16 protein-coding genes and 1 tRNA gene are annotated in these 24618 nt (G+C 56.5%); 10 read left to right on the top strand and 7 right to left on the bottom strand.

The window, feature by feature from the left end; genetic code table 11:
- Positions 1-44: 44 nt before the first annotated feature.
- Entirely contained in the window at positions 45-1928 is a 1884-nt protein-coding gene (gene glmS, locus WCA10_RS03220; RefSeq protein ID WP_472821048.1) for a glutamine--fructose-6-phosphate transaminase (isomerizing), read from the bottom strand.
- 87 nt (positions 1929-2015) lie between these two features.
- Entirely contained in the window at positions 2016-2261 is a 246-nt protein-coding gene (purS, locus tag WCA10_RS03215) for a phosphoribosylformylglycinamidine synthase subunit PurS (protein ID WP_472821047.1), read from the bottom strand.
- A gap of 158 nt (positions 2262-2419) precedes the next feature.
- On the opposite strand from purS, the gene WCA10_RS03210 reads away from it, so the two are divergent.
- The gene (locus tag WCA10_RS03210) at positions 2420-2980 is read left to right on the top strand and encodes an inorganic diphosphatase (RefSeq protein WP_472821046.1); all 561 of its coding nucleotides are present in this window, start codon (positions 2420-2422) and stop codon (positions 2978-2980) included.
- 80 nt (positions 2981-3060) lie between these two features.
- Here WCA10_RS03210 and WCA10_RS03205 read toward each other — a convergent pair whose 3' ends face one another.
- On the bottom strand, positions 3061-4416 hold the full coding sequence (locus WCA10_RS03205; RefSeq protein WP_472821045.1) for an APC family permease: 1356 nt from the start codon (positions 4414-4416) through the stop codon (positions 3061-3063).
- A gap of 178 nt (positions 4417-4594) precedes the next feature.
- Between WCA10_RS03205 and WCA10_RS03200 the strand changes: the two genes are divergently transcribed.
- The 3 genes from WCA10_RS03200 (at position 4595) to WCA10_RS03190 (ending at position 10909) form a co-directional block, all read left to right on the top strand.
- Positions 4595-4897 (top strand): hypothetical protein, encoded by a 303-nt coding sequence (locus WCA10_RS03200; RefSeq protein WP_472821044.1) that lies wholly within the window; start codon positions 4595-4597, stop codon positions 4895-4897.
- A gap of 406 nt (positions 4898-5303) precedes the next feature.
- On the top strand, positions 5304-6845 hold the full coding sequence (locus tag WCA10_RS03195) for a malectin domain-containing carbohydrate-binding protein (RefSeq protein ID WP_472821043.1): 1542 nt from the start codon (positions 5304-5306) through the stop codon (positions 6843-6845).
- 551 nt (positions 6846-7396) lie between these two features.
- Positions 7397-10909 carry a carboxypeptidase-like regulatory domain-containing protein gene (locus WCA10_RS03190; protein WP_472821042.1) on the top strand — a complete coding sequence of 1171 codons (3513 nt, stop codon included), beginning with the start codon at positions 7397-7399 and terminating at the stop codon, positions 10907-10909.
- A gap of 173 nt (positions 10910-11082) precedes the next feature.
- On the opposite strand, the gene WCA10_RS03185 is transcribed toward WCA10_RS03190, so the two are convergent.
- Positions 11083-12840, bottom strand: a complete 1758-nt coding sequence (locus tag WCA10_RS03185) for a tetratricopeptide repeat protein (RefSeq protein ID WP_472821041.1) — start codon at positions 12838-12840, stop codon at positions 11083-11085.
- On the bottom strand, positions 12768-14516 hold the full coding sequence (locus tag WCA10_RS03180) for a CRTAC1 family protein (protein WP_472821040.1): 1749 nt from the start codon (positions 14514-14516) through the stop codon (positions 12768-12770). Before WCA10_RS03180 ends, WCA10_RS03185 begins: the two co-directional genes overlap by 73 nt.
- A 283-nt stretch (positions 14517-14799) precedes the next feature.
- Between WCA10_RS03180 and WCA10_RS03175 the strand changes: the two genes are divergently transcribed.
- Together WCA10_RS03175 and WCA10_RS03170 are read left to right on the top strand one after the other, a co-directional pair.
- Positions 14800-15954 (top strand): tetratricopeptide repeat protein, encoded by a 1155-nt coding sequence (locus WCA10_RS03175; RefSeq protein ID WP_472821039.1) that lies wholly within the window; start codon positions 14800-14802, stop codon positions 15952-15954.
- An 803-nt stretch (positions 15955-16757) separates the two neighbouring features.
- Positions 16758-16850 (top strand) — tRNA-Ser (locus WCA10_RS03170).
- 410 nt (positions 16851-17260) lie between these two features.
- Here the strand turns inward: WCA10_RS03170 and WCA10_RS03165 are convergent.
- The gene (locus WCA10_RS03165) at positions 17261-17500 is read right to left on the bottom strand and encodes a hypothetical protein (RefSeq protein ID WP_472821038.1); all 240 of its coding nucleotides are present in this window, start codon (positions 17498-17500) and stop codon (positions 17261-17263) included.
- 733 nt (positions 17501-18233) lie between these two features.
- Between WCA10_RS03165 and mauJ the strand changes: the two genes are divergently transcribed.
- The 4 genes from mauJ (at position 18234) to WCA10_RS03145 (ending at position 23283) form a co-directional block, all read left to right on the top strand.
- Complete coding sequence (gene mauJ / locus WCA10_RS03160) at positions 18234-19382, top strand: methylamine utilization protein MauJ (RefSeq protein ID WP_472821037.1); 1149 nt, start codon at positions 18234-18236, stop codon at positions 19380-19382.
- A gap of 488 nt (positions 19383-19870) precedes the next feature.
- Entirely contained in the window at positions 19871-21073 is a 1203-nt protein-coding gene (locus WCA10_RS03155) for a helix-turn-helix domain-containing protein (protein ID WP_472821036.1), read from the top strand.
- 9 nt (positions 21074-21082) lie between these two features.
- Positions 21083-21991, top strand: a complete 909-nt coding sequence (locus WCA10_RS03150) for an ImmA/IrrE family metallo-endopeptidase (RefSeq protein ID WP_472821035.1) — start codon at positions 21083-21085, stop codon at positions 21989-21991.
- A 272-nt stretch (positions 21992-22263) separates the two neighbouring features.
- Complete coding sequence (locus tag WCA10_RS03145) at positions 22264-23283, top strand: hypothetical protein (RefSeq protein ID WP_472821034.1); 1020 nt, start codon at positions 22264-22266, stop codon at positions 23281-23283.
- Between the two features lie 392 nt (positions 23284-23675).
- Here WCA10_RS03145 and WCA10_RS03140 read toward each other — a convergent pair.
- Positions 23676-24618 (bottom strand): energy transducer TonB (locus WCA10_RS03140; protein ID WP_472821033.1); only part of this gene is annotated, 943 nt, incomplete at its 5' end.

Here is a 24618-nt window from a genome sequence, read left to right as displayed (position 1 = left end):
GCGATGTGGCCGAAGAAGAGGGAAGCAGCAACGATTGGAGATCGTCACTCGACCGTGACGGATTTTGCGAGATTGCGGGGCTGGTCAACGTCGCAACCGCGGCGGACGGCGATGTAGTAGGCGAGCAACTGCAGCGGGACAATTTCGATGAGGGGCGAGAGGAGCTCGAATGCGGGGGGGATGAGGATGACGTGTTCTACGAGGCCGGCGAGCGTGGTGTCGCCCTCGGTGGCGATGGCGATGACGCGGCCGGAACGCGCGGTGACTTCCTGGATGTTGGAGAGGGTTTTCTCGTAGCGGAGTTTTGAGGCGGGATCGGCTTCGTCGCGAGTAGCAAGGACCACTACGGGAAGGGTCTCGTCGATGAGGGCGTTGGGGCCGTGCTTCATTTCGCCGGCGGGGTAGCCCTCAGCGTGGATGTAGGAGATCTCTTTAAGCTTGAGCGCGCCTTCAAGCGCGATGGGGAAATGAATGCCGCGGCCGAGGTAGAGAAAATCGCGCGCGTTGGAAAAGCTGGTCGCGAGTTGCTCACATTGAGGGGAGCAGGACTTGAGGACTTCTTCGATCTTGGCGGGAATACGGCTGAGCTCTTCAATGAGCTGAACCGAGCGTTCCTTGTTGAGGCGACCGCGGAGTTGACCGAGTTTGACGGCAAGCAGAAAAAGCGCGGTGAGCTGGGCGGTAAAGGCTTTGGTGGAGGCGACGCCGATCTCAGGGCCGGCGTGGGTGTAGATGGCACCGTGGGCTTCGCGGGCAACCATCGCTCCGACAACGTTGCAGATGGCAACCGTTTTCGAACCCAGGCTGATCATCTCGCGCTGGGCGGCGAGGGTGTCGGCGGTTTCGCCGGATTGGGTGATGAGCAGGCCGAGGGCGTTGCGATCGGGGATGGGATTGCGGTAGCGATATTCGCTGGCGTAGTCGACATCGACGGGAAGGCGCGCGAGACGTTCGATCATGTATTTGCCGGCGAGAGCGGAGTGCCAGCTGGTGCCGCAGGCGGCGATGTTGATGCTGGAGGCGCCGGCGAGTTCGTCGTCGTCGATATCCATTTCGCCCAAGTAAATGCTCCCTGAATCCAGAGAGACTCGGCCGAGGGTGGTGTCGCGAATGGCGCGCGGCTGCTCCCAGATTTCCTTGAGCATGAAGTGCTTGTAGCCGCCCTTTTCCGCCTGGATGGGGTCCCAGTGGATGCGCTGTAATTCGCGCTCGATGGGCTTGCCGTTGAAGTCGGTGAGCTTGACGCCGTCGAGGGTGAGGATGGCCATGTCGCCGTCGGCGAGGAAGTAGATGTTGCGGGTGTGGTGGAGGATGCCGGGAACGTCCGAGGCAACGAAGTATTCGCCTTCGCCTACGCCGATGACGACGGGAGGTCCGGAGCGGGCGGCGACAATCTTGTCGGGCTCGGCGGAGGAGAGGATACCGAGGGCGAAAGCGCCGGTGAGGCGCTTGACGGCGCGGCGGACGGCATCTTCAAGGAGGACGGGCGTGCCGGATGCGACGGCATCGTTCTGAATCTGCTCGATGAGGTGGGCAATGATTTCGGTGTCGGTTTCCGTAACGAACTTGTGGCCCTGGGCGGTGAGTTCGCGCTTGAGGTCGAGGTAGTTCTCGACGATGCCGTTGTGGACGACGACGATGCGGCCGGTGCAATCTCGGTGCGGGTGGGCGTTCTCTTCGGTGGGTCGGCCGTGGGTGGCCCAGCGGGTGTGACCGATGCCGAAGGTGCCGTCGATGGGATGGTCGCGCAGGACTTCTTCGAGATTGCCGAGTTTGCCGGGGGCGCGGCAGACTTCGAGGAGGGCGGTGTTGGGGCTGCCGACGGCGATGCCGGCTGAGTCGTAGCCGCGGTATTCGAGGCGACGCAGGCCCTCGATGATGACGGGGACAACCTTCTTACGACCGACGTAACCGACGATTCCGCACATGATTGGATTCTATGCGAGGCAGTTGGACGGAGGTTATAGCACTTTCGATGAATGACCGTGAACAGCGGCGAGTTCGACGAACACGATCTATTCCTCTATGCGGTATGTGAACTCTTCGATGACGGGGTTGGTGAGAACTTCGCGGGCGATGCGCTCGACCTGGGTGCGCGCAGCCTGCGGATCGAGGCCATCTGCAAGAGATAAAGCGAAGTACTTGCCCTGGCGGACGGAGGAGACCTCGTTGAAACCGATCTTACGCAAGGCATTGTGGATGGTTTGGCCCTGTGGATCGAGGACCGATGTCTTTAACGTGACGTAGACATGCGCCTTCATTATCCGTGATTATATAAGGGTCAATTGACGTTGTCGGGCACCCGCTATATTCGTGCATCGAGCCCCGCGTTCTGAAGGTGAGCGGGGCCGTACGTTTATCAGGGCGTCATTCAGGGCGCCGGACTACTCCCCCAACGGCTGAAGGAGAAGGAAGAACGATGGTTAATTATCTTGAGTTGCCGATCGGCGACCGCGCGCCCGAGGTGTTTCGGGCAGTAATTGAGATTCCCAAGGACGGAACGAACAAGTTTGAATATGACAAGCAGTTGCACGTCTTCAAGCTGGACCGGAACCTGCATTCGCCAGTGCACTACCCTGGAGACTACGGGTTTATACCATCGACGCTGAGCGACGATGGCGATCCGCTGGACGTTCTGGTGCTGGTGCCGGGGCCAACGTTCCCCGGATGCGTGCAGGAGGTGCGGCCAATCGGCCTGCTGGAGATGATGGATCAGGGTGTGCTGGACGAGAAAGTGCTGGCGGTAGGCAAGAATAATCCGCGTTACGCGAATGTGTGGAATTACACGGATATTTATCCGCACATGCTGAAGGAGATTACCCACTTCTTCTCCATATATAAGGATCTGGAAGGCAAGCGGGTTGAGATCAAGGCCTGGCACGATGCGGCATATGCACGGGACCGTGTGATTCGGGCCGCGAAACTCTTTGTTGATGGAAAGCCAAGGCCTGTCGCAGTGAAGCAAAAGGTGGCGAAATAGACTGACGGGTTGGCAAGCTGAAAAGGCAGGCCGCGCGAGCGATTGCGCGGCCTTTGCTTTTTGGATTGCGGAAATAAGACCTAGTCTGCCGAGGCGGCAGCCAGCCGGCGACGCGCAAAACGCGCTGCCGTAAGCCAGTAGAGAACGGGGCCAAGCAAACCGACGGCGAGTGAGAACACAAGCGCGGAGACCGTGTTGTGCGCCAACGAGATTTCTTCTCGGCGGGATGCGTATAGGGCGTACCCGATCAGCACGGCGGGACCAATTCCGAGCGAACAGGCAAATGCGAGATTGCCGGCTTTGAAGGGCCGGGTGAGATTGGGCTCGCGGATGCGGAGCACGACCAGCGCGACAAACTCGAGGAGCAGGCTCGAGCCGTAGAGAATGAGATCGATGGAGATGAGGCGTTCGAATTTCAGGTTGAGGGCGAGCGCCCATCCGAGTCCGCAAAGCAGCACGCTGACCCAGGGAACATTGTGGCTGTTGCGGCGAGCGACAAAGCGCGGAAGCATGCCGTCTTCGGCCATGGCCATGGGCAGGCGCGTGTAACTCATCATCAGCGCGTTGAACATGCCGATGCCGCAGAGGGCACCGCCGGCGACGACTGCGACGCCGAGCAGTGGACCGCCGATCGCGTCGGCCGCGGTCATCCAATCACCTGTAGAAAAGCTGTCGACAGATAGGCCGGCGAGCGCCATTGCGAGGAGCGGCAGAATGTAGGTCACGGCGGCCAGCATGGCGGCAGCGATCATGGCTCGCGGATAATTGCGCTGCGGATTCTCCACCTCCTGGGCAACGGTGGAGGCGTTGTCCCACCCCATGTAATTCCACATGGCCACCAGTACGGCGGTCGAGAGCGCGGCATCAGAGCCGGCATTTGCCCAGTGGATCGCGGGATGGAGCGTGAATTCGCGCCAGAGGCCGAGCGCCATGAAGACGACGAAGGGCGCCAGCAGAAGCGCGAACAGGCCGACGGACCCTTCGCCGACAGCAGGCGCGCCACGCAGGTTCCAGGAGCAGCAGAAAATGACGACGGCCAGCGACCAGGCATATCCATGCCAGCCGGAGGTCAGGCCCGGATTGAATTTGCCGAGATAGAGAACAAAGATCGCCGGGTAAATGGCCATGTCGAAGACGCTGGCGGAGAGCGAAAGCCAGCCTTCCTGGTATCCCCAGAAGGGACCAAGCGCGCGACGCACCCAGACATAGAAGCCACCCTCAGCGGGAATGGCGCTGGCCAGTTCGCCAATCATGAGAGCGGTGGGCAGCGACCACAAAATCGGCAGGACGAGAAGAATGATGATGGCGCGCGCAAATCCCGCTCCGCCGAGGATGTCTTCAATGCCGTATGGGCCGCCTGACACCATGAAGTACGTGGCGGCAATGAGCGGCAGCAACCGCATCTTGCGCTGTGCGGGTTTGAGTGTCCGGGGCATTGATGTGAATGTAACAAAAAGTCAAGGTCAGTTGAGACTTGTCGGGACTGATTTGAAGTTGAGTTGAGACCTTGGATTTGCTGAACATGCTTCTGCATAACCGGGGGAGCTGATCAATCTTGCTCTGAATGGCCTCATCGGGATTGGGCGTAATGCGTTCGGGTTGAGGTCCATGATCATGAATTCTAGGAACTTGCCGACAGCCTCGATTACGTCCCACCTCAAGTCGATGTTTGCGGATCGAGGAAGCAATCCCCTCGGCGATAATCTTCAAACCGCGCAATGGGCTGGTAAACATCTTTCAAAAACCGCAGGTGAGCTGGTCGACGGAAGCCCGAGTATCGCGCTGAATGTCGTACATGGGTTTCACGAATGCCACTTCATCGATGCCAACGGTTATGGAGCCAACGCGCTGTGTGCAACGGCGGCCAAACGATGTGTTCGTTTAGGGCGACGACAGCAACAAGAACCTTCTCAATGACGTCTTTCCTCGATTGATTTGGAAGGCCGACTCTTATCCGACCCTTCCCAGAAACAACCTGGCGACTGGATGTCGCTCTGTACTCAGCTATCACATCAGTTGGCATTCTCGACAAAACGCGTTTGTGTGACTCCAAGCGATGTGACGCCAATCACCATATGTTGTTCATCCACTCCTGCTCCGCAGAAATGGGATTGTCTACTCACTGCTTTAGGCTCACAATGAGTCCGGTTACTGGCGTCCTTTCGCGTGGTGTTCGGGCCGATGCAAAGCGTTTTACTAACGAATTGGGCCTGTCGAAAACGACGGGAGTTTTTCCTAAATGACTCTAGAAGTTGTCGCGATAACGCATCCGAGAAAGCCTCCTGCAGAAGCTGTCGAATGCAAGGAGGAATTGGTTCGGCGGGTGGCAGCGAGTGTGACCTTCGCGAAATCGCCGCGACTTCAAGCGTTTTTCCTCTACGTATGTCGATGCGCCCTAGAGGACAAGCCCCAGGAGGCAACTGAGCAGCCAATCGGGATCTACGTCTTCGGGCGGCATTCCGGATACAACCCAAATGACGACAATATCGTTCGCTCCCAAGCTCGCGTACTAAGGATGAAGTTGGAGCATCACTTCGCCAACGAGGGCAAGGACGAAGCGATCGTCATCGCGATTCCGAAGGGCCAATACCTGCCGATCTTTGAGACTCGAACTGCTGAGAAGCTTGCCCTGCCGGAGATTCCTAGACCAACGGAACGAGAGAATCGCCACTTGAGATGGACTCTGGTTGGAGTGGCGATTGTGCTAGGCCTCCTACTGGCATGGCTTGGAAGCATCGCGTTGACGCCAAGATCCGTGGACTCGCTGTCCACGGTCACTCCATCCAACCGAGGGTCAGTGGGGACCCAGCCCGTAACCAACGAACCAACAAGAAGTCAACGAGTATCGAACTCGGGAACCAGCGAAATCAGGATCGCAGCCGGTCACGCTGGAGCGCCTTATATTGACGTGTTGGGGCATCGGTGGGATGCAGATCACTACTTCGAAGGTGGAGAAGTCAAGCCCGGCCCCGCGCACTTCTTTCCCCCGGTGCCCGACGAGGGTTTGTTCAAAACGATGCGGGAGGCTGCCTCAGCCGACCTCATGTTGCCGCAATGGCAACGAGGATTTCAATACGACATCCCGCTACCTGCCGGAGTGTACGAGTTGAGACTCTACTTTGCCGATCCAATTCGGCAGCCGGATGTAGACCGGAAAGAGGACGCGCAGAACCTCCGCCACCTTGAAGTTGAGTTGAATGGACATCCATTGTTGGTCGACCTAGACCCAATCGCCGACGCCGGCGCCGCCGCCGTAGATGTCCGTGCTTTCAAGGATGTGCAGCCGGCACAAGATGGCAAACTCCATCTCGAGTTTCGCTCGCGTTGGGGGCAGCCCGCATTTGTAAGCGCCATCGAATTGACTCCCGGTACACCGGGAAAGCTGAGGCCGATCCGAATCTCTGCGCACCAACTCGATTTCATCGATGCCGATGGCACACGATGGAGCGGGGACAACAACTTTATTCAAGGGCGCACCTGGACAGAGCCGAGACCCCGCGGCAGCTCCAAAGTTTCCGCCCTGTACGAAACAGAGCGACACGGCAATTTCAGTTATGCTATTCCGGTTCCACCAGGCAGTTACACCGTCAAACTTCGTTTTCTTGAGTCGTTCTTCAGCCCTCTGGTTCCGGAGGCGTTTTGTCATGGCGTGGGCTGCAGAGTGTTCGATGTGACTTGCAATGGCGTTGTACTGCTGCAGGATTTCGACATCGTGCAGGCTGCGGGTGGCGCTTTCCGACCCGTAGTACGCGAATTTCACGGTCTTCACCCTAACGGCCAGGGAAAGCTCCTGCTCTCCTTTTCGCCCAAGGCGAATTATGCTGAAGTCAGGGCTATTGAAGTCATCGATGAAGGCGGGAACTAGCTCACATGGTTTGCTCTCGGCTGCAAGCATCTCCCTCCAGCTTCGCGGTCCTCGAAACTCCTGCACTCCAACGGGTAGGCCCCTCATATGGTGATCCCGCAAGCGGCTCAGTCCACTACCGCGCCGTTTTCGCCAAAGTTTCGCCGTGATTCACGGTGTAATCCCGCATATACACACCGTGATACCCCTTGACGTCATTTGGCCTAGCTGATTAGATTCACGCGGCATTATCGCAGAGGGAAAGACAGCGTCAGCTTGTCGTCTCATTGTAGTAAATCGATTTTCTAAACCGATTTAGAATGTGCACGGCGCACTGGCGGAACCTCTGCAGACTCGATGCCAGAGGAAGTGAGGAGCGCTCTGAAGGTTGTTGGCATTAATACCCTGGATGGCGTTGGCCAAAGGGCCTAGGGCTCGCATAAATGTTTCGCGGGGTATGAGTTCCTGTGAGCCTGAATAAAGACAGATAAGCAGAATTCGAGCATTGCGTACCTGGCGTGAATTTCACGCTTCGGAAGGAGAGGCTAATTATGAAACATTGGATTTCTCGCATGAACCCACGGCGAGGGAGAAGCTGGCTACTAGCGGTTGGGGCAGTGTTTCTCTTCTTGTCGAGTCTGGCCACAGCGCAAGAAGGAACGATCCTCGGCACCGTCAGCGACCCCACCGGCGCCGTGGTTTCGCACGCCAGCGTGAGCATGGTCAACCTCGAAACAGGGTTGAACTCGGTGTTCGTTTCGGACGGCGCCGGCCTATATGTCGCACCGGGTCTGCCCATCGGCCACTACACCATCAAGGTCACGGCATCCGGCTTCAAAGCAATCGAGAAAACCGGTGTGGTGCTCCAGGTGGGCGACCGCCTGCGCCTCGATTTCGCGCTGCAGGTTGGAGCCCAGACTCAGACCGTCACTGTCGAGGCCGATGCCCTCCACCTGCAAACCGATACCGGCGAGGTGAGCAACATGATCACCGCCACGGACATCGAGAAGCTGGAGATGAACGGCAGAAGCCTCGTGTCGATGGAAGCGATGGTTCCCGGCGCTGTCAGCATGCAGGGCTCTCAACAAGTGCCGTCCTCGCAGGGCTCGGACGCAGCCGTTGAATTCAATGGCCAGCGTGTAAGCCACAACCTGTGGTTGATGGATGGCGGCGAAGCCGCGGACCGCGGCGGCGGCGGCGCTCCGATTGTCTCGCCCTCGCTAGAGGCCGTTGCCGAAGCCCGCACCATGACCTCGAACTACAGCCCCGAGTATGGACTCTCTTCGGGCGGGACCATCAGCTCCACGTTTAAGTCGGGAACCAGGCAGTTCCACGGAGAAGGCTGGGAGTTCTTCCGCAACGACTATCTGGACGCCAGGAACTACTTCACCAAGGGCAAACCCGAGAAACTGCGCTACAACATTTTCGGCGCCAACATTGGCGGTCCGGTCAGTTTCCATCCCAACCAGAGCGAGCCCAAGACTTTCTTCTTCTACAACCAGGAGTGGAGAAGGTTCGTAAACAGCAGTGGAGTCATCAATCAGCTGGTTCCGATGACATCCGAGTACCAGGGCAACTTCGCGGGAACGGGATTGACCCCGTCGACGCCGTGCGCCTTCCAGATCAACCCAGCAATGCAGACTGCCTTCGCGAATGCCGGCGTACCGCTCAGTACGAGTACGACGACAAACGGGGTCACGACCTGCAACGGCGACAAGACCTTCCCGAACAATGCGATCCCCAGCTCGCTGCTCGACAAGAATGCGCAAGTGCTGCTGACCGAGGGAAAGATCTTCCCGGCGCCGAACAAGGGCACAACTGCCGCTGACTCGTATTTCAATGAGCCGGTCGCCGAGCCGAACATCATTACGGAAGAGCTGGCTCGCGTCGATCACAAATTCAGCGACAAATTTTCGGTGTTCGGACACTGGGTCTCAGAGCAGACCACGCAGGGCTACGCCACGGTGATGTGGAGCGGCGACAACGTGCCCACCGTCGGCAACACGTTTGGCAATCCGGCGTACAGCGCGGTGATCCACAGCACTTACATGATCAATCAGAACCTGGTGAACGAGACCGCGTTCAACTATGACTCCAATCAGATCCACATTCTGCCTTTCGCGGCGTATGGCGCCAAGCTGGCAGCGCCGTCAGACTATACCTATGACCGCGTGTTCACGGGACCGATTCCGGGAAGCGTAATGCCGTCCATTGCTCTGCAGAAGCAGACAGGGACCAATTACAGCCCCAACTGGTCGCCCTGGAACAACGTGGCGAAGGACTACTCCATCCGCGACGATATCTCCTGGGTTAAGGGCGCGCACCAGTTCAAGTTTGGTGGAAGCTGGGCGTTCTTCACCAAGGTGCAGGACGCCTTCGCCCCGGTAGAGGGCAACTTCGGGTTCAACGGGTATTACACCAACTACGACTTTGCCGACTTCCTGTTAGGTCTGGCGCAAAACTACAACGAGTCAGCGGTTCACCAGGCGGGCACGTGGAACAACATCAGCCCGGCAGTTTACTTTGGTGATAACTGGCGCGTAAGCCCGCGGCTGACCTTGAACCTGGGCCTGCGCTGGGACGGTATCCCGCACACCTACGAGGCACACAACCGTTCCTCAAACTTCTATCCAAACCTCTACAACCCTGCCAATGCAGCCACGTTCGACACGGCCGGCAACCTTTGCAGCGGCGCGTCCGATCCCGGCTGCACGGCCATCAGCCCTGGGCTGGGTTCGGGTTCCGGCTCCATTCTGAGCTCTTACAAGTTCTATCTGAATGGAATTGGTATCGGCGGCGTCACTCCCGGGATCTCCAAAGGATTGGCTGCCAACCAGAACGGATGGGCCCCGCGTCTCGGCTTCTCTTATGACGTAAGCGGACAAGGGAAAACCGTGGTTCGTGGCGGCTTCGGCATGATGTACGAGCGCATTCAGGGCAACGACATGTATGACGGCGCCACCAACGTTCCCGCTAACGCCTCGGTCAACTTCAACAACGTCCTGCTCGCCAGTCCCAAGACCAGCGCTGCCACTGGAACCGCGCTGACGGCACCGATCGTGGTGGCCAGCATCCAGGGGATTGAAGCGGACAGCTACAAGCTGCCATCGACAGCGCAGTACAGCGTTGGAGTTCAGCACCAGCTCGCCGCCGGCACGATATTCGATGTTTCGTACGTTGGCACCCTGCTGCGTCACCAGAGCGACGACAGGGATATCAACCTGCCGCCCGTCACCGCTCTGCCTGGGCTGATTGCGAGCAGCAGCAACTACAACCAGCTTCTTCCATATCGCGGATTCGCCGGAATCAGGCAGTTCATGAACGAGGCTAACGGCGAATACAACAGCATCCAGACGAGTTTGCACCTGAATATTCACCAGGATCTGCAGGCTCAATTCGGCTACACCTATGCCCACGCTTACGACACCAGTCAAAGCAACGGGAACGGGTTCGATCTGGATAATATTTCCAATCCCTACGCGGGCTGGAAATTCGATTGGGGTCCGTCAATCTTCGACCGGCACCAGGTGGCATTCCTCACATACGAATGGTCCATGCCGTTCTTCCGTCATTCCACGGACCTGGCCTCAAAGGTACTGGGAGGCTGGGAACTGGCCGGAACTTCTGTCTTCCAGGGAGGAGGGCCGCTCAACGTCACTCTCGGCGGCAACCAGGGCAGCAACGGCCTGCAAAATGGAACCAACCGGCCAAATCTGCTCGGGTCTGTTTACTATCCGAAGGTGCAATCCTCCAAAGGCATGCAATGGTTCAGCCCGGGCTTCGGGGTGAATAATCCAACCTTTGGAACCCCGGCTCTGGGTTCGTGGGGCAACCTGCCCTTCAACGCACTGCGTGGACCGGGTACTCAAAATTGGAATATGGCCTTGCATAAAATCTTCCGCTTCACAGAATCCTCGAACGTCGAGCTCCGCCTGGAGGCGTTCAATGTCTTCAACCACACGCAATGGCAAGCGAACGGCAACCAGGGCGGCATCGGAACCAACCTGAACGGAGGAAACTTTGGACTGATCACCTCCGCGGCCGCTTCCAGACAGCTCCAACTCGCCGGGAAAATCCACTTCTAACCGCAGTTAACACTGCATTTCTTGAGGCCTCGCTCCCGACGGGAGCGGGGCCTCTGTTCCTGTCCTGCGGTATTCGATCTCCTTGAAGTGCGCGGTTGTGGCGCGAGAGCTAATCTATCGCCTGACCATTCGCTGTCATGGACGCCATCCTTTTCGGCTCCAGCTAATAGGCTCTAGGGATGTGCGTCCGTCGCGTCCATTTCCGACGCTAGCTCGACTTTGCCGGGGACCGGGGTGAAAATGGGGTCGTCGCCGGCCCAGGGCGCCGGGCATGTTTTTCCCTGCTGGTAGCGAATCAGGTTCTGGCGCAAGGAACGCGCGAGCCCGTCCTGGTGAGACGCTTCCAACTGCCCGATGACCGCCTGCTGATACGCGGCGGCTTGCTGAAATTGGCCATCCGCGGCGAGAGCCATGGCCAGAGTGATTCCAACCTCCAACGGGTTGCCTTCCTGATTCCTCACGAGAGTTTCGACAATGCGTAGCGAGCGGCCCGGGTCGCGCACGGCCGGATCGGGCGCGGCTGCCAATACTCTCGCCAGTGCATCGGCGATGTCAGGATCGCGGGGAAGCGCCGCCGCGGCGTCCTCAAGCAGCGTCCGCGCCCGCGCGTACGAACCCGCGTGCAGCGCGGCCATCGCCTGCATCAAACGGGCGAATCCATTCCGCGGATCGAGCGCGACAACTGTTCCATATTCTCCCTCTGCGTCGGAACCTTTTCCTCTCCGCATGAGGAGATTTGCTAGCTGAAAATGAGCCATTACGCGTCCCGGATCCAATTGGACCGCTTGCCGGAAATGGACGATGGCCTCCTTTTCCCTCCGCTCTTGTATCAGCAAAATGGCGATGTCGTAGTGCGCGGAGGCGCTGCGCGGGTCGAGTTGCAAGGCTTGCGCAAATTGCTTGAGAGCGTCGTCGCGCTTTCCCTGCCGGGCCAGAGCGACTCCGAGGTATTCGTAGGCGAGGGGATCGGAGGGGTCCAGACGGACCAACTGATCGTATGCGGAAATGGCGTCGACAAAACGGCTTTCCCGCATAGCCGCACCGCCGCGCTGAACCAGACTAAGCCTACCCTGTTTAAGAAGATTGACCTTGTCGAGCAGGGGATCCTGGATGTCAGGCTCCGTCTCGCCGCGAGCTTGCAGTTGTTCCTGAGCGCGAGCGAGATTGCCCAGCCCGCGATAAGCCAAGGCCAGTTGATAGTGGATGCTCGAAGCGTTCGGCTCGCGGGCTAGAGCTTCAGTGAAATCCTTGACGGCGGTGCCGTACTGATGCTCAGTCAGAGCCACCTTGCCCAGTCCGGTCAAGGCGGCTGCAGAATGTCGCTGCGTCATCGCTTTCGTGAAGGAATCTTTGGCTGCGTCGGGATGATCCAGGGTCAGTTCCAGTGTTCCCAAGCGCAGTAGGGCCGGATTATAGCTTGAATTGAGAATAAGGACGCGCCGGTAATCGCGCGCCGCCTCCTCGGAATCGCCATTCTTTTCGCGCAGATAACCCAGCAAATAGAACCATTGGAACGACTGAGAATCGAGGCGAGAGGCGTTCGTATAGCAAGCCAGCGCAGCGTCGTCGAAACCATAGGCTTGGTAGATCTGCCCCAGCGTGCCAAAAGCCGCGGTCAAGCGAGCGCGAGGAGCGCTTTGCGCCATACCGGCCGCGAGCGCCGTCTGGGAGGTGCGAATCTGGTCCCTGACCGGAGCGTCCACTCCGGCGAGGTCCGGTTGAGGAACTTCGATGAGACCGACCTGGCTATTCGCAGGACGCGAAGGCCCGTTCTGCGCGGCACAACCGTCCGAACCGGCGCTTGTGCTCGCGGCAACAATCGCGATCGCCAACAAAACGGTCCCTTGTCGGATCCCCATCATGGCGCTGCTATCGACACGCCGCTTCCCTCGCGCAGCGTGGTGTACTTCCCGAGCGGCAAGCCGGTCCATTCCTCGACCCTTCCGCTGACCCAGTGGGCCTGCACCTTGGTGATTTGGGGAGCATCGCCCAGCCCGAACACGATGCGGGGGTCGCTGGAGGAACAGTAACTTCCGTCTGTATGAACGCGCCGCCAAAGTGGAGACGCGTTGCGGCGAAAGACAGCCACTCGTGTCCCCAGCATATCGCGGTGGAATTTATCTCCCACCATGCGCAATCCGATCCACGGCTTGCGATGTCCCACGTTGTTCATCAGGAGTCGTGCAGGGCCGCTACTGTTGACCACCACGACGTCGATCCCTCCATCGTTGTCGATATCGCCGAAGGCTGCGCCGCGACCCACTTCCAAACTGGAAAATGCGCTTCCCGCGCTGCTGCTGACGTCTTCAAACTTCCCATTGCCGTTGTTGTGCAACAAGAGGTTGGGCTCGGCATACGGATACATGCTCCCCTTGCGGGCTTCTTCTTCGATGGTTCGGACCGCTCCATTAACGATCAACAGATCCAGCCATCCGTCGTTATCGTAGTCCAGCATCCCGATACTGAATCCCGTGTATCGCTGGGTAGCGCGAGCGAGGCCGCTCTTATACGACATATCCTCGAACCATCCCTTGCCGTCGTTGGCAAACAAGTCGGCGTGTTGTCCGCCGATCGTGGCCACCACAAGATCTTCGGCGCCACGGCCCAGCAGATCTCCAGCATCCACGCCCATGCTGGATTGCGGGTAGCCGTCTCGATTCACGGCGCAGCCCGCAATCAGCGCCTCGTTCTTGAAGGTTCCGTCGTGCTGGTTCATCCAAAGTTGATTGGGGCGAAGATCGTCGGAGATGAAGATGTCGGGCCAGCCGTCGCCGTTAAAATCCGCGCAGATGGCGCCCATCGAGCCACTGAACTCAGTGGCGATTCCCGAACGAATAGTCATATCTTCAAACGTACCATCGCGCCGATTGCGGAACAGGCGATTGGGCAGAGGATTGAACGCCAGGGGACTGCAATAGTCTGGAGCGCCGCCGGGTGAGAGACACTTGGGCAGATTGGTAAACCTGAAGTCGAGGTAGTTGGCGACAAACAGATCGAGCCAGCCATCCCGGTCAAAATCGAAGAAGCTGGCGCAGATGCTCCATCCTGGAACATCTGTGCCGGATTTCGCAGTGACGTCGGTGAAAGTTCCATCGCCGTTGTTGCGCCACATTTGATTGTGGCCAAAATTCGTGATGTAGAGATCGACCCAGCCGTCGTTGTTGAAGTCCGCCGCTGCTACTCCCATGCCGTATCCCTCGGCTCTGATCCCGCATTGCTCCGTCACGTCAACGAACTTGAGCGTGCTGGTACCGTCGGAGTGGCGAACCGAATCGTTGCGGTAGAGCCGGCCCCGTAGCGGTAACTGCGGAGGGTATAGGGTCTGGCTCGAACCGTCGGGTCCCAACCGTGTGCCCTGGACCAGGAAGATGTCGAGATCGCCGTCGTTGTCGTAGTCGAAGAGCGCCACTCCGGACCCCATCGTCTCCGGATAATAATGAAATCCCGACGCGCCGTTGAAATGGACAAAATCAATCCCGGCTTCCCTGGTCCGGTCGCTGAAAATTCCCTCGGCCGTGATGGGGAGCGCAGCTAATCCAAGCGTGGGCCGCAGAGTGGCGCAGGCCCCCATTTTTACGAAGTCGCGCCGGTTAAAACGATTCTTCATGAATTCGACTGCCCCGAGACAAGTGTGACGACGCGGGGGTTGACCGACTTTGCGAGTGAATTCTTAAGGGCATGTTAGCAGAGTTCGTGACTGATCGCGATGAACCGGCCTATGCGACATCATCAGCTTTCTACTTCCCAATAACCCCTCGACATGAACGGCAACTTCGGTGCGATGACCGGAGCCTGCGATCCCAGAGACCTTCATCTCCACGGGAAGATCGCCTTTCGGAAGACCCGCAAGCGCGTTACCATAAGTACAGTCTTCGAGAAAGCCATTTGCAATGCCTATGAAGTCCGTAGCGCTGCTTTCCACGCTCCTAGTCCTGCTGACAGCGCCGCTGATCGGCCCGCAGACGCCAGAAGCCTCCCGTGCAATCTCGTTGGAACAAGTGGGCGACCTACCCGGCGCCGAGAAGGCGTGGCGCGTAGTGACGACCGACAACCCGCGCGATGCGGGAGCCTTCGCCAGCCTCGGAGTTGTCCTGTCGAAGGAAGAGAAGTACAGCGATGCTGCTGCTGCTTACCGTCAGGCGCTGGCGTTGAATTCGAACCTCAGAGGAATGCAGCTCAACCTGGGTCTCGCCGAATTCAAGCAGGGGCATTTTTCGCAAGCTATCGCGCCCTTTAAAGCTGCCTTGCGCGCCGATCCGGCAAGCTTGCAGGTTGATACGCTGCTGGGAATGAGCTACTACGGCGCAGCCGAATTCTCCAAATCGGTTCCCTACCTTCAGATCGCGGTAAGGAGCGAGCCCGAGAATCTGGAATTGCGCGGAGTGCTGGCGCAGGCCTGCCTCAACATCAGGCAGTACCACTGCGCCCTGGAACAAGACCAACAGATCAATATGATCAACCCTGACTCTGCGCAAGCGCACATGCTCACAGGCGAGGCCCTCGACGGCTTGCGCCGCACCGACGAAGCGATCGCCGAATTCCGGCTAGCCGAGAAGGTTTCCCCCAACGAGCCGAACGTGCACTTCGGCCTGGGGTATTTACTGTGGGAGAAGAAGGAATATTCCGATGCAGCAACGGAATTCCAGGCGGAGTTGGATAACAGTCCCAACCATGCCCAGGCACTTACTTATTTAGGAGACTGCAGTCTCACGCTGAACCATCCCGATATTGCCCGTCCGTTGCTGGAAAGAGCCGTACAAGCCGATCCAGGAAACGAATTGGCGCACCTTGATTTGGGCATGCTCGATGCCGATGCAAACCAGCGGGAGGATGCATTACGCGAGTTCGTTACCGCAGAAAAGCTCGCACCCAACGACGTGAATGTGCACTGGCGGCTGGGGCGTCTCTACCGCAGCCTGGGGAACATGGACCAGGCCAAAGCAGAATTCGACAAAGCAAAGACCATCACCCAGACCGCCGATACCAACCTCGCCAACCAGTTGAAGCCCCAAGGCGGAAAAACGCCCGAGGCCGGAGTTAGGTGAATGTGCAAGCGGCAACGGTACTAACGGTACTGTTGATGGGAGAGACACTCTCACAGTTCACAATTGATTGAGATGCTGCTTTCATGCATGACACACAGGTGACAATCCAACACGGCTCGACCGTGAGCACAGCCTATGGGGAACTGACGTGAGCGAAATCGCGTTAGGGAAGTATGGTCCACAGACGTACGGTTTCACATACTGTGCAGGCATCAGGCGTACATCTGCCGTTGTTCGCGAAGAGCCCGGCCTAAAATGCGCTCCTCCGCAAGCCTGTCGAGCAGAGGTCAACATTCCACTTGAGTGAGTAGTCGGCTTCTCGGACAACTGATGCTCTCGTAAAGCTGTCGCCGACAATCCAAGGCACTCATCGCGAGTGTTTAAGTATGGTCTGACGGATTAGTACCGATAGACGCACATATGGATCGGAGGCATACTTGGACGGACTGGGTCACTTGACCCACTACCCGATTCTCGGTTGCTATCAGATCACACCCACCCGGAATCTACTGGTTGATCAACGCCCCACACGCGTCTTCGGCGTCGATGGAGCTGCGCATATCCTCTCACCGCGCACCGAGGGAAATGCGAGATGATGAATTGATCGCGCTCAGTCTGGGTTCATCTGTATATTCAGTCTGGGTTCATCTATATATAATGATCCTCAGCGTGGATTCCGCACGGCCATTGGAATGCTTTGCAGGTCGCCAGTGAAAGAATATACAACCGCAATGCAACTGAGGTCGACCTCTTACTTGGTCAAACCCTCGTAAGAGTCTTAGAATTAAGCGGTTCCAATTTGCGGAGAGATGGCCGAGAGGCTGAAGGCGGCGGTTTGCTAAACCGTTATAGGGTCAAAAGCTCTATCGGGGGTTCGAATCCCCCTCTCTCCGCCAGCACTTTCCCTATCCACCTCAATCTAAACGCAAACATCAGATAATAGAATAGTTACAAGAATTCTCATGCGTCGCATCTGTCGCATGAATTCGCATTTGTAGCCTCAGTTCTGGCGAAAAACTATAGCAAGGCCAAATCGCTATAGCAAGCAATCCCTCAAAAGACGCTTGACTCGGTTCTCGGTCCATATGCGGCCTGCTGAACCGAAGTCACTCTTTGGCACTTGACGGACTGCAGAACAGCGGCCCGAAACCCTCTTGCAGCCTTTTGTCACGCTCTCGACCGCGTTTTGTGCGAGGTGCCGAGTCCACTCCATGGATTCTTGGCAACATTGGGCCCAAGGTTGCAGAAATGCCTCCCTTGCGGGAGGCGTTTTGGCTTCGGGAGAGGCCGGCGGAGCTCACGTCAATCACCGCTGGGTCCCCACATGGACTTTATGCGCTTCCCGAAATGCCGCCAGGACGCTCAACTCGTAGCGTATGGGACCGCCACGTCCGTATTGGATATAGTCTGGCCCTTGATCGCGTTGTCGCCACTTTTTCAGCAATTCTGCAGAAATGCCGATGAGTTCAGCCGCACCGCGTTCGTTGAATACGGGATTGTCGTTGCAGGCCCACACGGGCTGCGGCTCAACATTCAGATACTCCATGGGAATCTGAATACGATGCCCATCGACGACAACGAGCGGCCTAAATACCCTTCTCTTCGCAACCGGTTTTGAAGGTGGGCATGTTGATGGAGACTGCAGTTGATCTGTTGAACGAACTGGCGGTTCAGCCGATGTTGCTTCGCTAGTCTGGAGACTGGGCGGGAGGACGATGTGGCGCCGCTTATCGATTGGGATCACTTGGCTCCGTTGATCGGATGGATTCGAAGAAGCGCAATGAAGGGCGCCACTCAAGCAGGGAGAAGGTCATCCGCCCAGCACAGCTAATTGTTATTCGACTCTAAATCCGTACTGTGAGTTGGGATGTGACGTGGAGTACGTTTCGCCTTCTGTGCCAGAACTGGGTCTAATCCGAACGGTTTGAAAGCCTTGGCGAGCAACCGTCACCGCCCGATTTCCCCTTAAGTGGTCCTGCACTTCACGCGGCGCACCGTTTGCACACCTCCCGACACGCGACATAGCGAATCTTGCAATAACATGGCCTGGGTTCGCTGATGCCGGATCAGTAGCCCATGTCGGCACTGCGCTGGTTTTCTGGATACTGTGTGCCGATGGCACATCGCGGGAGCCTAGCGCGTTTTCGGGAGTAATGCGATTCCCGGCTCACGCTGGACAGATCTTGCTTTTGAATCCGCCAGCTTCGAGGAAGCAGCGGGAATTTGTCTTCCTGCCGCGTCGCCGCACTAGGTGGGCAGGGGCGAGATTAGTATTGGGCATGGCAGACGGTGACAAAAGCGACTACCCGAGGATACCGCCTAAGGCTCTGGACTTGAAGCTCAATCTCAAGAACCTTGGATTCCCGGGTGAACCCTACTGGCTGCTATTGACCAATATCTTCAAGGGACCTGATGCCCATCTAAATGAAGTTCCACCATTAGGTCTGCCGGGACTCTATCGGGTGACTATTGTCCTTGGTAAACCCGGATCGCGCACCTTTCCGGAAAATGAGGTCAAATTTGCAGAGTTTATGGAAGGAAACTCCCATCTTGCTATCCTCAAACCTGCGTTTCCCGCACCCGCTGACGCAGTCAAGATTCGGCTTGAGGTAAAAGGTGAGAGCGATTCTTTTGTCTTTGAAGGGTGGCCGGACAAAGGGGGCTTCCTTGCCAAGTTGGAAACGCAGTCGTTCCACGCCAATAAACGAAATGATGCCGAAGTGCGCGCAACGAAGGCAGCGCAAAACGTGTTGAGCGAGTATGCGGCAAGTCTTGATAACCCACTTCAAATAGATCTAATTGAAGTTACAGAGGTGGCCACATCCAATAAGAGCCTCGCCGTCATCGCCCCATTTCTAGGTGGTGGCAGTTCAGCTCCGATCGAAGCCTATGACCCAGAGTTCGCAAATCTTGCGGCACTTTACCGTGAAGCCTTGGTTTCCAACACGCCCGCCTATCGCTATCTCTGTTTTTACAAGATATTGGAAGCAAGCCGAAAACAACGTGAACGCCTCAGCCGAAAGCTGAAAAAGCAATATCGTCCAAATAGATTTGGCGAGGTTATACCGGCGAGGCGCCCGGGACAAATTGCTTGGCTTAATGCGATTTTTATCGGACCACGCGAATGGACCGAATTGGCTCTGAATCGGATATTTCCGCTGGAAACGCATGACAAGAAGATAAATACAATTTTCGATGGTCCATTGCGCCGGATGAGAGACAGAATCGCTCACGGCATTTTGGATTCAGGCAGCTACCTCCATCTCGATGACCTGACCTCGACGCGCGAAATTAACAGGTGGTTACCCTTCTTGCGTTGCGCCGTGAGACGAATATTGAAGAATGACTTTCCGGAGCATTATCTTCGATTCCTCCAAGAGGACGGCACTGTCACTCATGACTACTTGTTAAAGGGAACTGCGAAATAAAGAATGCGATGTCGACTGCTCTTCATCTTTCCTGCAGCCGCCCCGGACTCGGATTGCTGGATCAGAAGGCGTTTATGAGGACTATTCCTGCTTGCCGGGCTAGAAACGGTTGAGTTTGAGTATCGACGGGAAGTCATCGCAACCGCAACCGATGAAGTTGGCTGCACGGACTCATTGCAACAGGTACACGTAGACCACTGAGCCGGCGATGCCCAGCATTAGCAGGAGCGCCAACTCCCAAGTTTTAGGCTTGATGACTTCTAAGTTAAATTCGCGGATTCTGAGCCGGATCATGCTTGCCTCCTCCTCAACCTAGGTGCAAGATTACTCGATTTAATGTCGTCGAAGATGGAATACATATCGCATAATTGTCATATTTTGTGCAACTTACTTGCGTATACTTAGTCGGGAATATCATGCATGAATTAGGGATTGAAGTCCAGTTCTCAATGCCTTAGCCTCAGTAGCTATAAGGGGGGTGGAATGCAATGCGTGGTCTGAAAAGGGAAGAAATCGAGTTTGCTGTCGGTCGCCTCGAAGCCTGCATGACCTCACGCGGCCTTAATCAAAGCGATCTTGCGAAGTTCTCGAATATCGAGCAGTCGACAATCTCGAAAATTCTGAGCAAGAAGCAAGATCCGAGCTCAGAGAATCTGCAGAAACTCTTTGGAGGTCTGGGACTGCAGATGACGGATGTGCTGAGAGATGCGGCCGATTGTGTCCCGAAGGTTCTGCAGGGCTATCTGGCGACGCCGCTGACTGGCTTGACCGACCCGCAGGACACTTCCCTCAAGGCCGTCGTTGAAACAGTCCGACAGTGCTGCGGCGCGGCGGAGTTTTCGAATCCGCCAATCAATATCTACTGGCCTGGAGAGCATACGCATCCGAAGAACAACCCGAATTACAAGGCTTCCAGTGTGTATTTGATCGATCGATCTCGGGCCTCGACGTTTCATTTTTTGGTTATCTTGTGCGGTGCCCCGAGCTACGGCGTGGGACAGGAAAACGAGATCGCGACGCAGGCAGGTGTTCCCGCTATCCGTCTCGTGAATTCTCAGGTATCGCGGATGATGCGAGGTTCGTTTGTGAAGAGCTACGACATCGAATACACCGGAAGCCTAGAGAGAGGCCTGCACTTCGATGAGGAAGAATTCGCCAACGCACTTCGAGCCATCGTAAAGCTTCACTACCATCACAGTGCACTATATTCCAGCGTAAACGGCAACGATTTTGGACCGCGATTAAGGAAGCTTGTTGATGAGCGCGCTCTTGATAACAGAGCCTTCGCGGAAGAACTGGGCGTCGGCCTCGATTATGTGCATGCGATGATGGATGAGCCAATCTCCGTTTCGAACCCGAGCGCCCGGCTTCTGAAGCGGATGAGCACCCGACTGGGAGAGAGCGTCGGCTTCCTTCTTGGCGAGAAGCAGCAGGATGACGCGATCTATCGGGAAAGCAAAGAAAACTGGCACGCCTGGGTTCGTGAGTCGGACGAAAAAGTGGACGCCCGTACTGCGATCGAAATCTTCGACGAATGGAAAGCCGAATATTTCGATGGGAGGTTGGAGAGCAGCCCGATTTCATTCAGAGCTGACGTTAAGCCTATGGGAAAACCCGATTGGGATGGGAGGTTTCAGCGTGCTAAGGCTAATAGGCCCGCCCCAAAGCAGCGGCACTTATTCGGTTCGTAAGGGGGAAGAATGTCTCTCTTGATCGAACGGTTCACAGCGGCGACAGATGGCTTGATGCCCGGCGTCGCCGAGGATGAAATCGTCAAATGCGTAAAGGCATTACGACGACGCAGCGGCCTCCGTGCCGCGGTGTCTAGCAGCCTTGAGCCTTTTCTAGCCTCGCGAAACATAAGGGATGTCGCAATTGATGATGAACTAAAGGCAGACGGGGCGCTGGTACCGTTGGGCGAGGACTTCGGGGCTGGATTTCGTATGGTCCTGCGGCGTGATCTGCCCGAGGGCCGCATTAATTTCACGGTCGCACATGAAATATGCCACACGTTCTTCTATGAGCGCGTGCCAGAGATTAAGTTCGCGTCTCACACGGTCGATCAAGAGGAGGAGCGTCTGTGCAACTGCGGAGCCGAGGAAATCTTGATGCCCGCTATGGATGTAAGGCGCTGCGCAAAAAGCGAACCGGTGTCGCTGGACGCCCTGCAGGTGATGGCAACCCGCTATCGGGTTAGTATTGCAGCGATGCTCATCCGGCTGCAGAGGCTCGGTCTTTGGCATGCAGAACTCTTTCTCTGGCACGAAATGACCAACGGCACATTTGCGGTGAAACGAGCGTGGGGTGGAAAGCTGGCCGATTGGGAATGGATGGAGCCTGAGATTCCCCGCAGGGTGCTTTCCGCGCCCGCCGATTCGGTCATCTCGGGATCTACTTACTGGCTGGTCAGGACGCCTAAATGCCGAACGTCCAAGGCGTTGTCCTTTCAGGCCAAGCGGCACGGGAACGACGTGCTGGTCCTCGTGATTAATAAATTCAAGAAAGCGTCTACGCTTGCCATGCCCCAGCAATGCGAGCTTTTCTTGCGCCCCGCAACACTCAGGCAGGCAGTTTGTAGTCAGCGCACCGTACTTGACGCCGCTTGCTAAAGTCGGATGATTGATCAAGAGTCGGCTAGCATCTGTTGTCGGCTAGCATCTGTTTACTATTTTCTAAATTCAGGCCGGACTCTGCCGGGGGGGGCTGGCGCGTTTTTCAGGATTAATCCATGGTTGCGAGGTATTCCTCCGTCCCCCGGCCTCAAAAGCAGGACTTGGGCACCCACCGCTTAAGGTATTTCCTGTGAAGGTTCAGTTCGCATTGAACCGTGCTAGAATCCGCTAACTAAAACATCAGATCTCCGAGGCCCGACATGTGGTGCTTGCCGACCAAAAACTCTGACCAGCGACTGACGCTCTACAAAGCGATCCAGAAACTCTGGGTCGCAGGCACAATGGGTGCATTCTTCACTGCTTTCGCCCGCAACCTGCCAGGGCATCTCCGGGAGTTTAGCCTCCATCCCAATTGGGCCTACTCGATAGATCTCTTTGTCAGATATCTGTACCTATCATGGTTCCTGATGTACTTCTTTATTTCTAACTTAGAGAATGAGAATGCGAAGACGGTAAGGGGGAAGGATGTATCGTTTGACGTGTTGCAGTCTGGTGGAGCATTAGTTGGAGCCTACATGCTCGGTTTCGTGGTCCCAACCGTATCGTTCACGGTCCAGGCCGCATACCTCTTCACCAACGCCGCGATTCTGGTCATCTGCTTGTTCTCGTTGATCCTCTTTAGGAAAGACCCGGACCGATCCCACACCAACCTGCTTCGGAGCCTGGGATGCGTTGCTTCGGGAATAGGTGTTGGGCTCGCGGTTGTCGTTTTTCTATCCACCGGATTGCAGACCGTAAGTGCGGTTCTTGGATTTGGCGTAGTCGCACTTTTCCTCTGGATCTTATTGATCGCATTTAGCTGCGGGCGTTTGACCAAACCTATCGGCTTCTGGATCATCGGTGACGATACCAAAGTAGGCGCCCCTGACACCGGAAAGGGAGTAGACATTTCTACAGTTCCTTATAAAAGATGGAAGCTGGTCCTAGACATCGCGGAGACCATTCCTGGGAAGGCGGTCGCTGTGACCGTTCAGAGTTCCGGCGACGGCATCAAGTGGGAGAGTAATCCCGGGTGTCAGTTTCCGACCAAATCTGGTGTAGGTACGACTCCGGCAGAGCTCGATCTTTCCCTTAAAGGGTGCCAGCAAGTCAGGTTTTTGCGAGCGACCTGGAATATCGAAGAGCTTCCCGAGCGACAGGAATCCACGGGGGCCGGCCCGCTGTCAACCAAATTCACGTTACGGCTAAAAGCGGAGGAAATGCAGACTACCATCGGGATAGGGACTTGACATCTGTGATCCGGTGCCTTGTCCCTTCAGTCCCAATCGCCCATGCGTTCATCGAGTGCTAATCAGTAATGTGGCATTTTCCGTTATCGCCGGCTATGGCTGAGGATGTGGAGATGGCGCCAGACGCCGGCCTTTTCTGGGCGTAAATAACCTGTACTTACAACTGCTTACACGCTTACACGACGTAACAAGACACTGAAATACGGGGAAATACATGTAAGACGGAACAATCACGGGTGGGAATCGCGGGTGGAGAAACCTACTGGCGTTGTTGCAGCAAACCAGAAGCCTCTAGGCCGTCAACAAAGGAGAAATAGGTAGGAGGTGAGGATTGTGAACCGTGCTACCGTCTCTATTCATTCCTATGTGTCAATCGCGATGACAGCGACGAATCATCCACCAAGAGTGAAGAGCACGTTTATTGTCGTTGTGACTTCGACGGGCTCGTTATTCACGATATATGGCCTGTAGCGCCAGAGTTTCACTGCCTCAAGCGCAGAGTCCTGCAGCATTGCGGGACCACTGACGACGCTCAGGTTTCCGATCCTTCCATCCTTCGTGATAAGTGCGCGCAGCACGACAGTCCCCGATACACCAGCGGCTTTGGCTATTGGTGGGTAGTGGGGGTCAAGTTGTGCTACCAACCTATCGGCGGCGAGAGCGGCTGGTATGCTCAGTACTCGATCTGCCTGTTTTGCAGCAGCATCGTTGGCACCAGAGTTGCCGCTTGCTCTCGTGGCGACTGCGTCTGAGGTAGCGACAGCCTGATTTGCCGCGGAACCGTTATGTTGCACCTGATTTCCTGTATCAGATGCTTTGTCCTGTATAGAGCTGCTGATCTGTGTAGCGGCAGCTGGGGTTGTTGAAGCGTCATCTGTCGAACTGGGAACAAATGGTGATGACTTCTCCGTTAGATGAGCAGTCGCAGAACTGGTGTATGGAGCTACCTGTGAAAACCTGAAAATGAACTCGGGCGAGCCGACTTTTCCTTGGAGAGTCATGCTGCCTTCACGTAAACAGTCACCTTCAGACCCGCGCAAGAATGTCCCGGAAAAGATGATGGATTGTCCTGGCTTCGTCGCAGACGCAGCATTGAATACGGCGGAGCTTGGCGGCATGAGAGTGTTGTCCTCTATATCCGAGAATGCATTGTTCCATGTCTGCACGCTTATATCTGGAGCTATGTTGACGGAGAAGACACCCTTACCGTCACTATTTGAATCCACTGTGGCCACTGTTCCAACCCAATCTGAAACATTCAGTGAGGACATCTGCTGACAAACCGCGTTGTCTCTCCTCGCTTTAACACCGCCCCGCTGCATGTCATTTTCGACC

Origin of the sequence: Occallatibacter sp. (assembly GCF_049582745.1) — a bacterium.
In the GTDB taxonomy this organism is placed as follows: Bacteria; Acidobacteriota; Terriglobia; order Terriglobales; family Acidobacteriaceae; genus Telmatobacter.
This window is presented reverse-complemented; position numbering and strand designations above follow the sequence as displayed.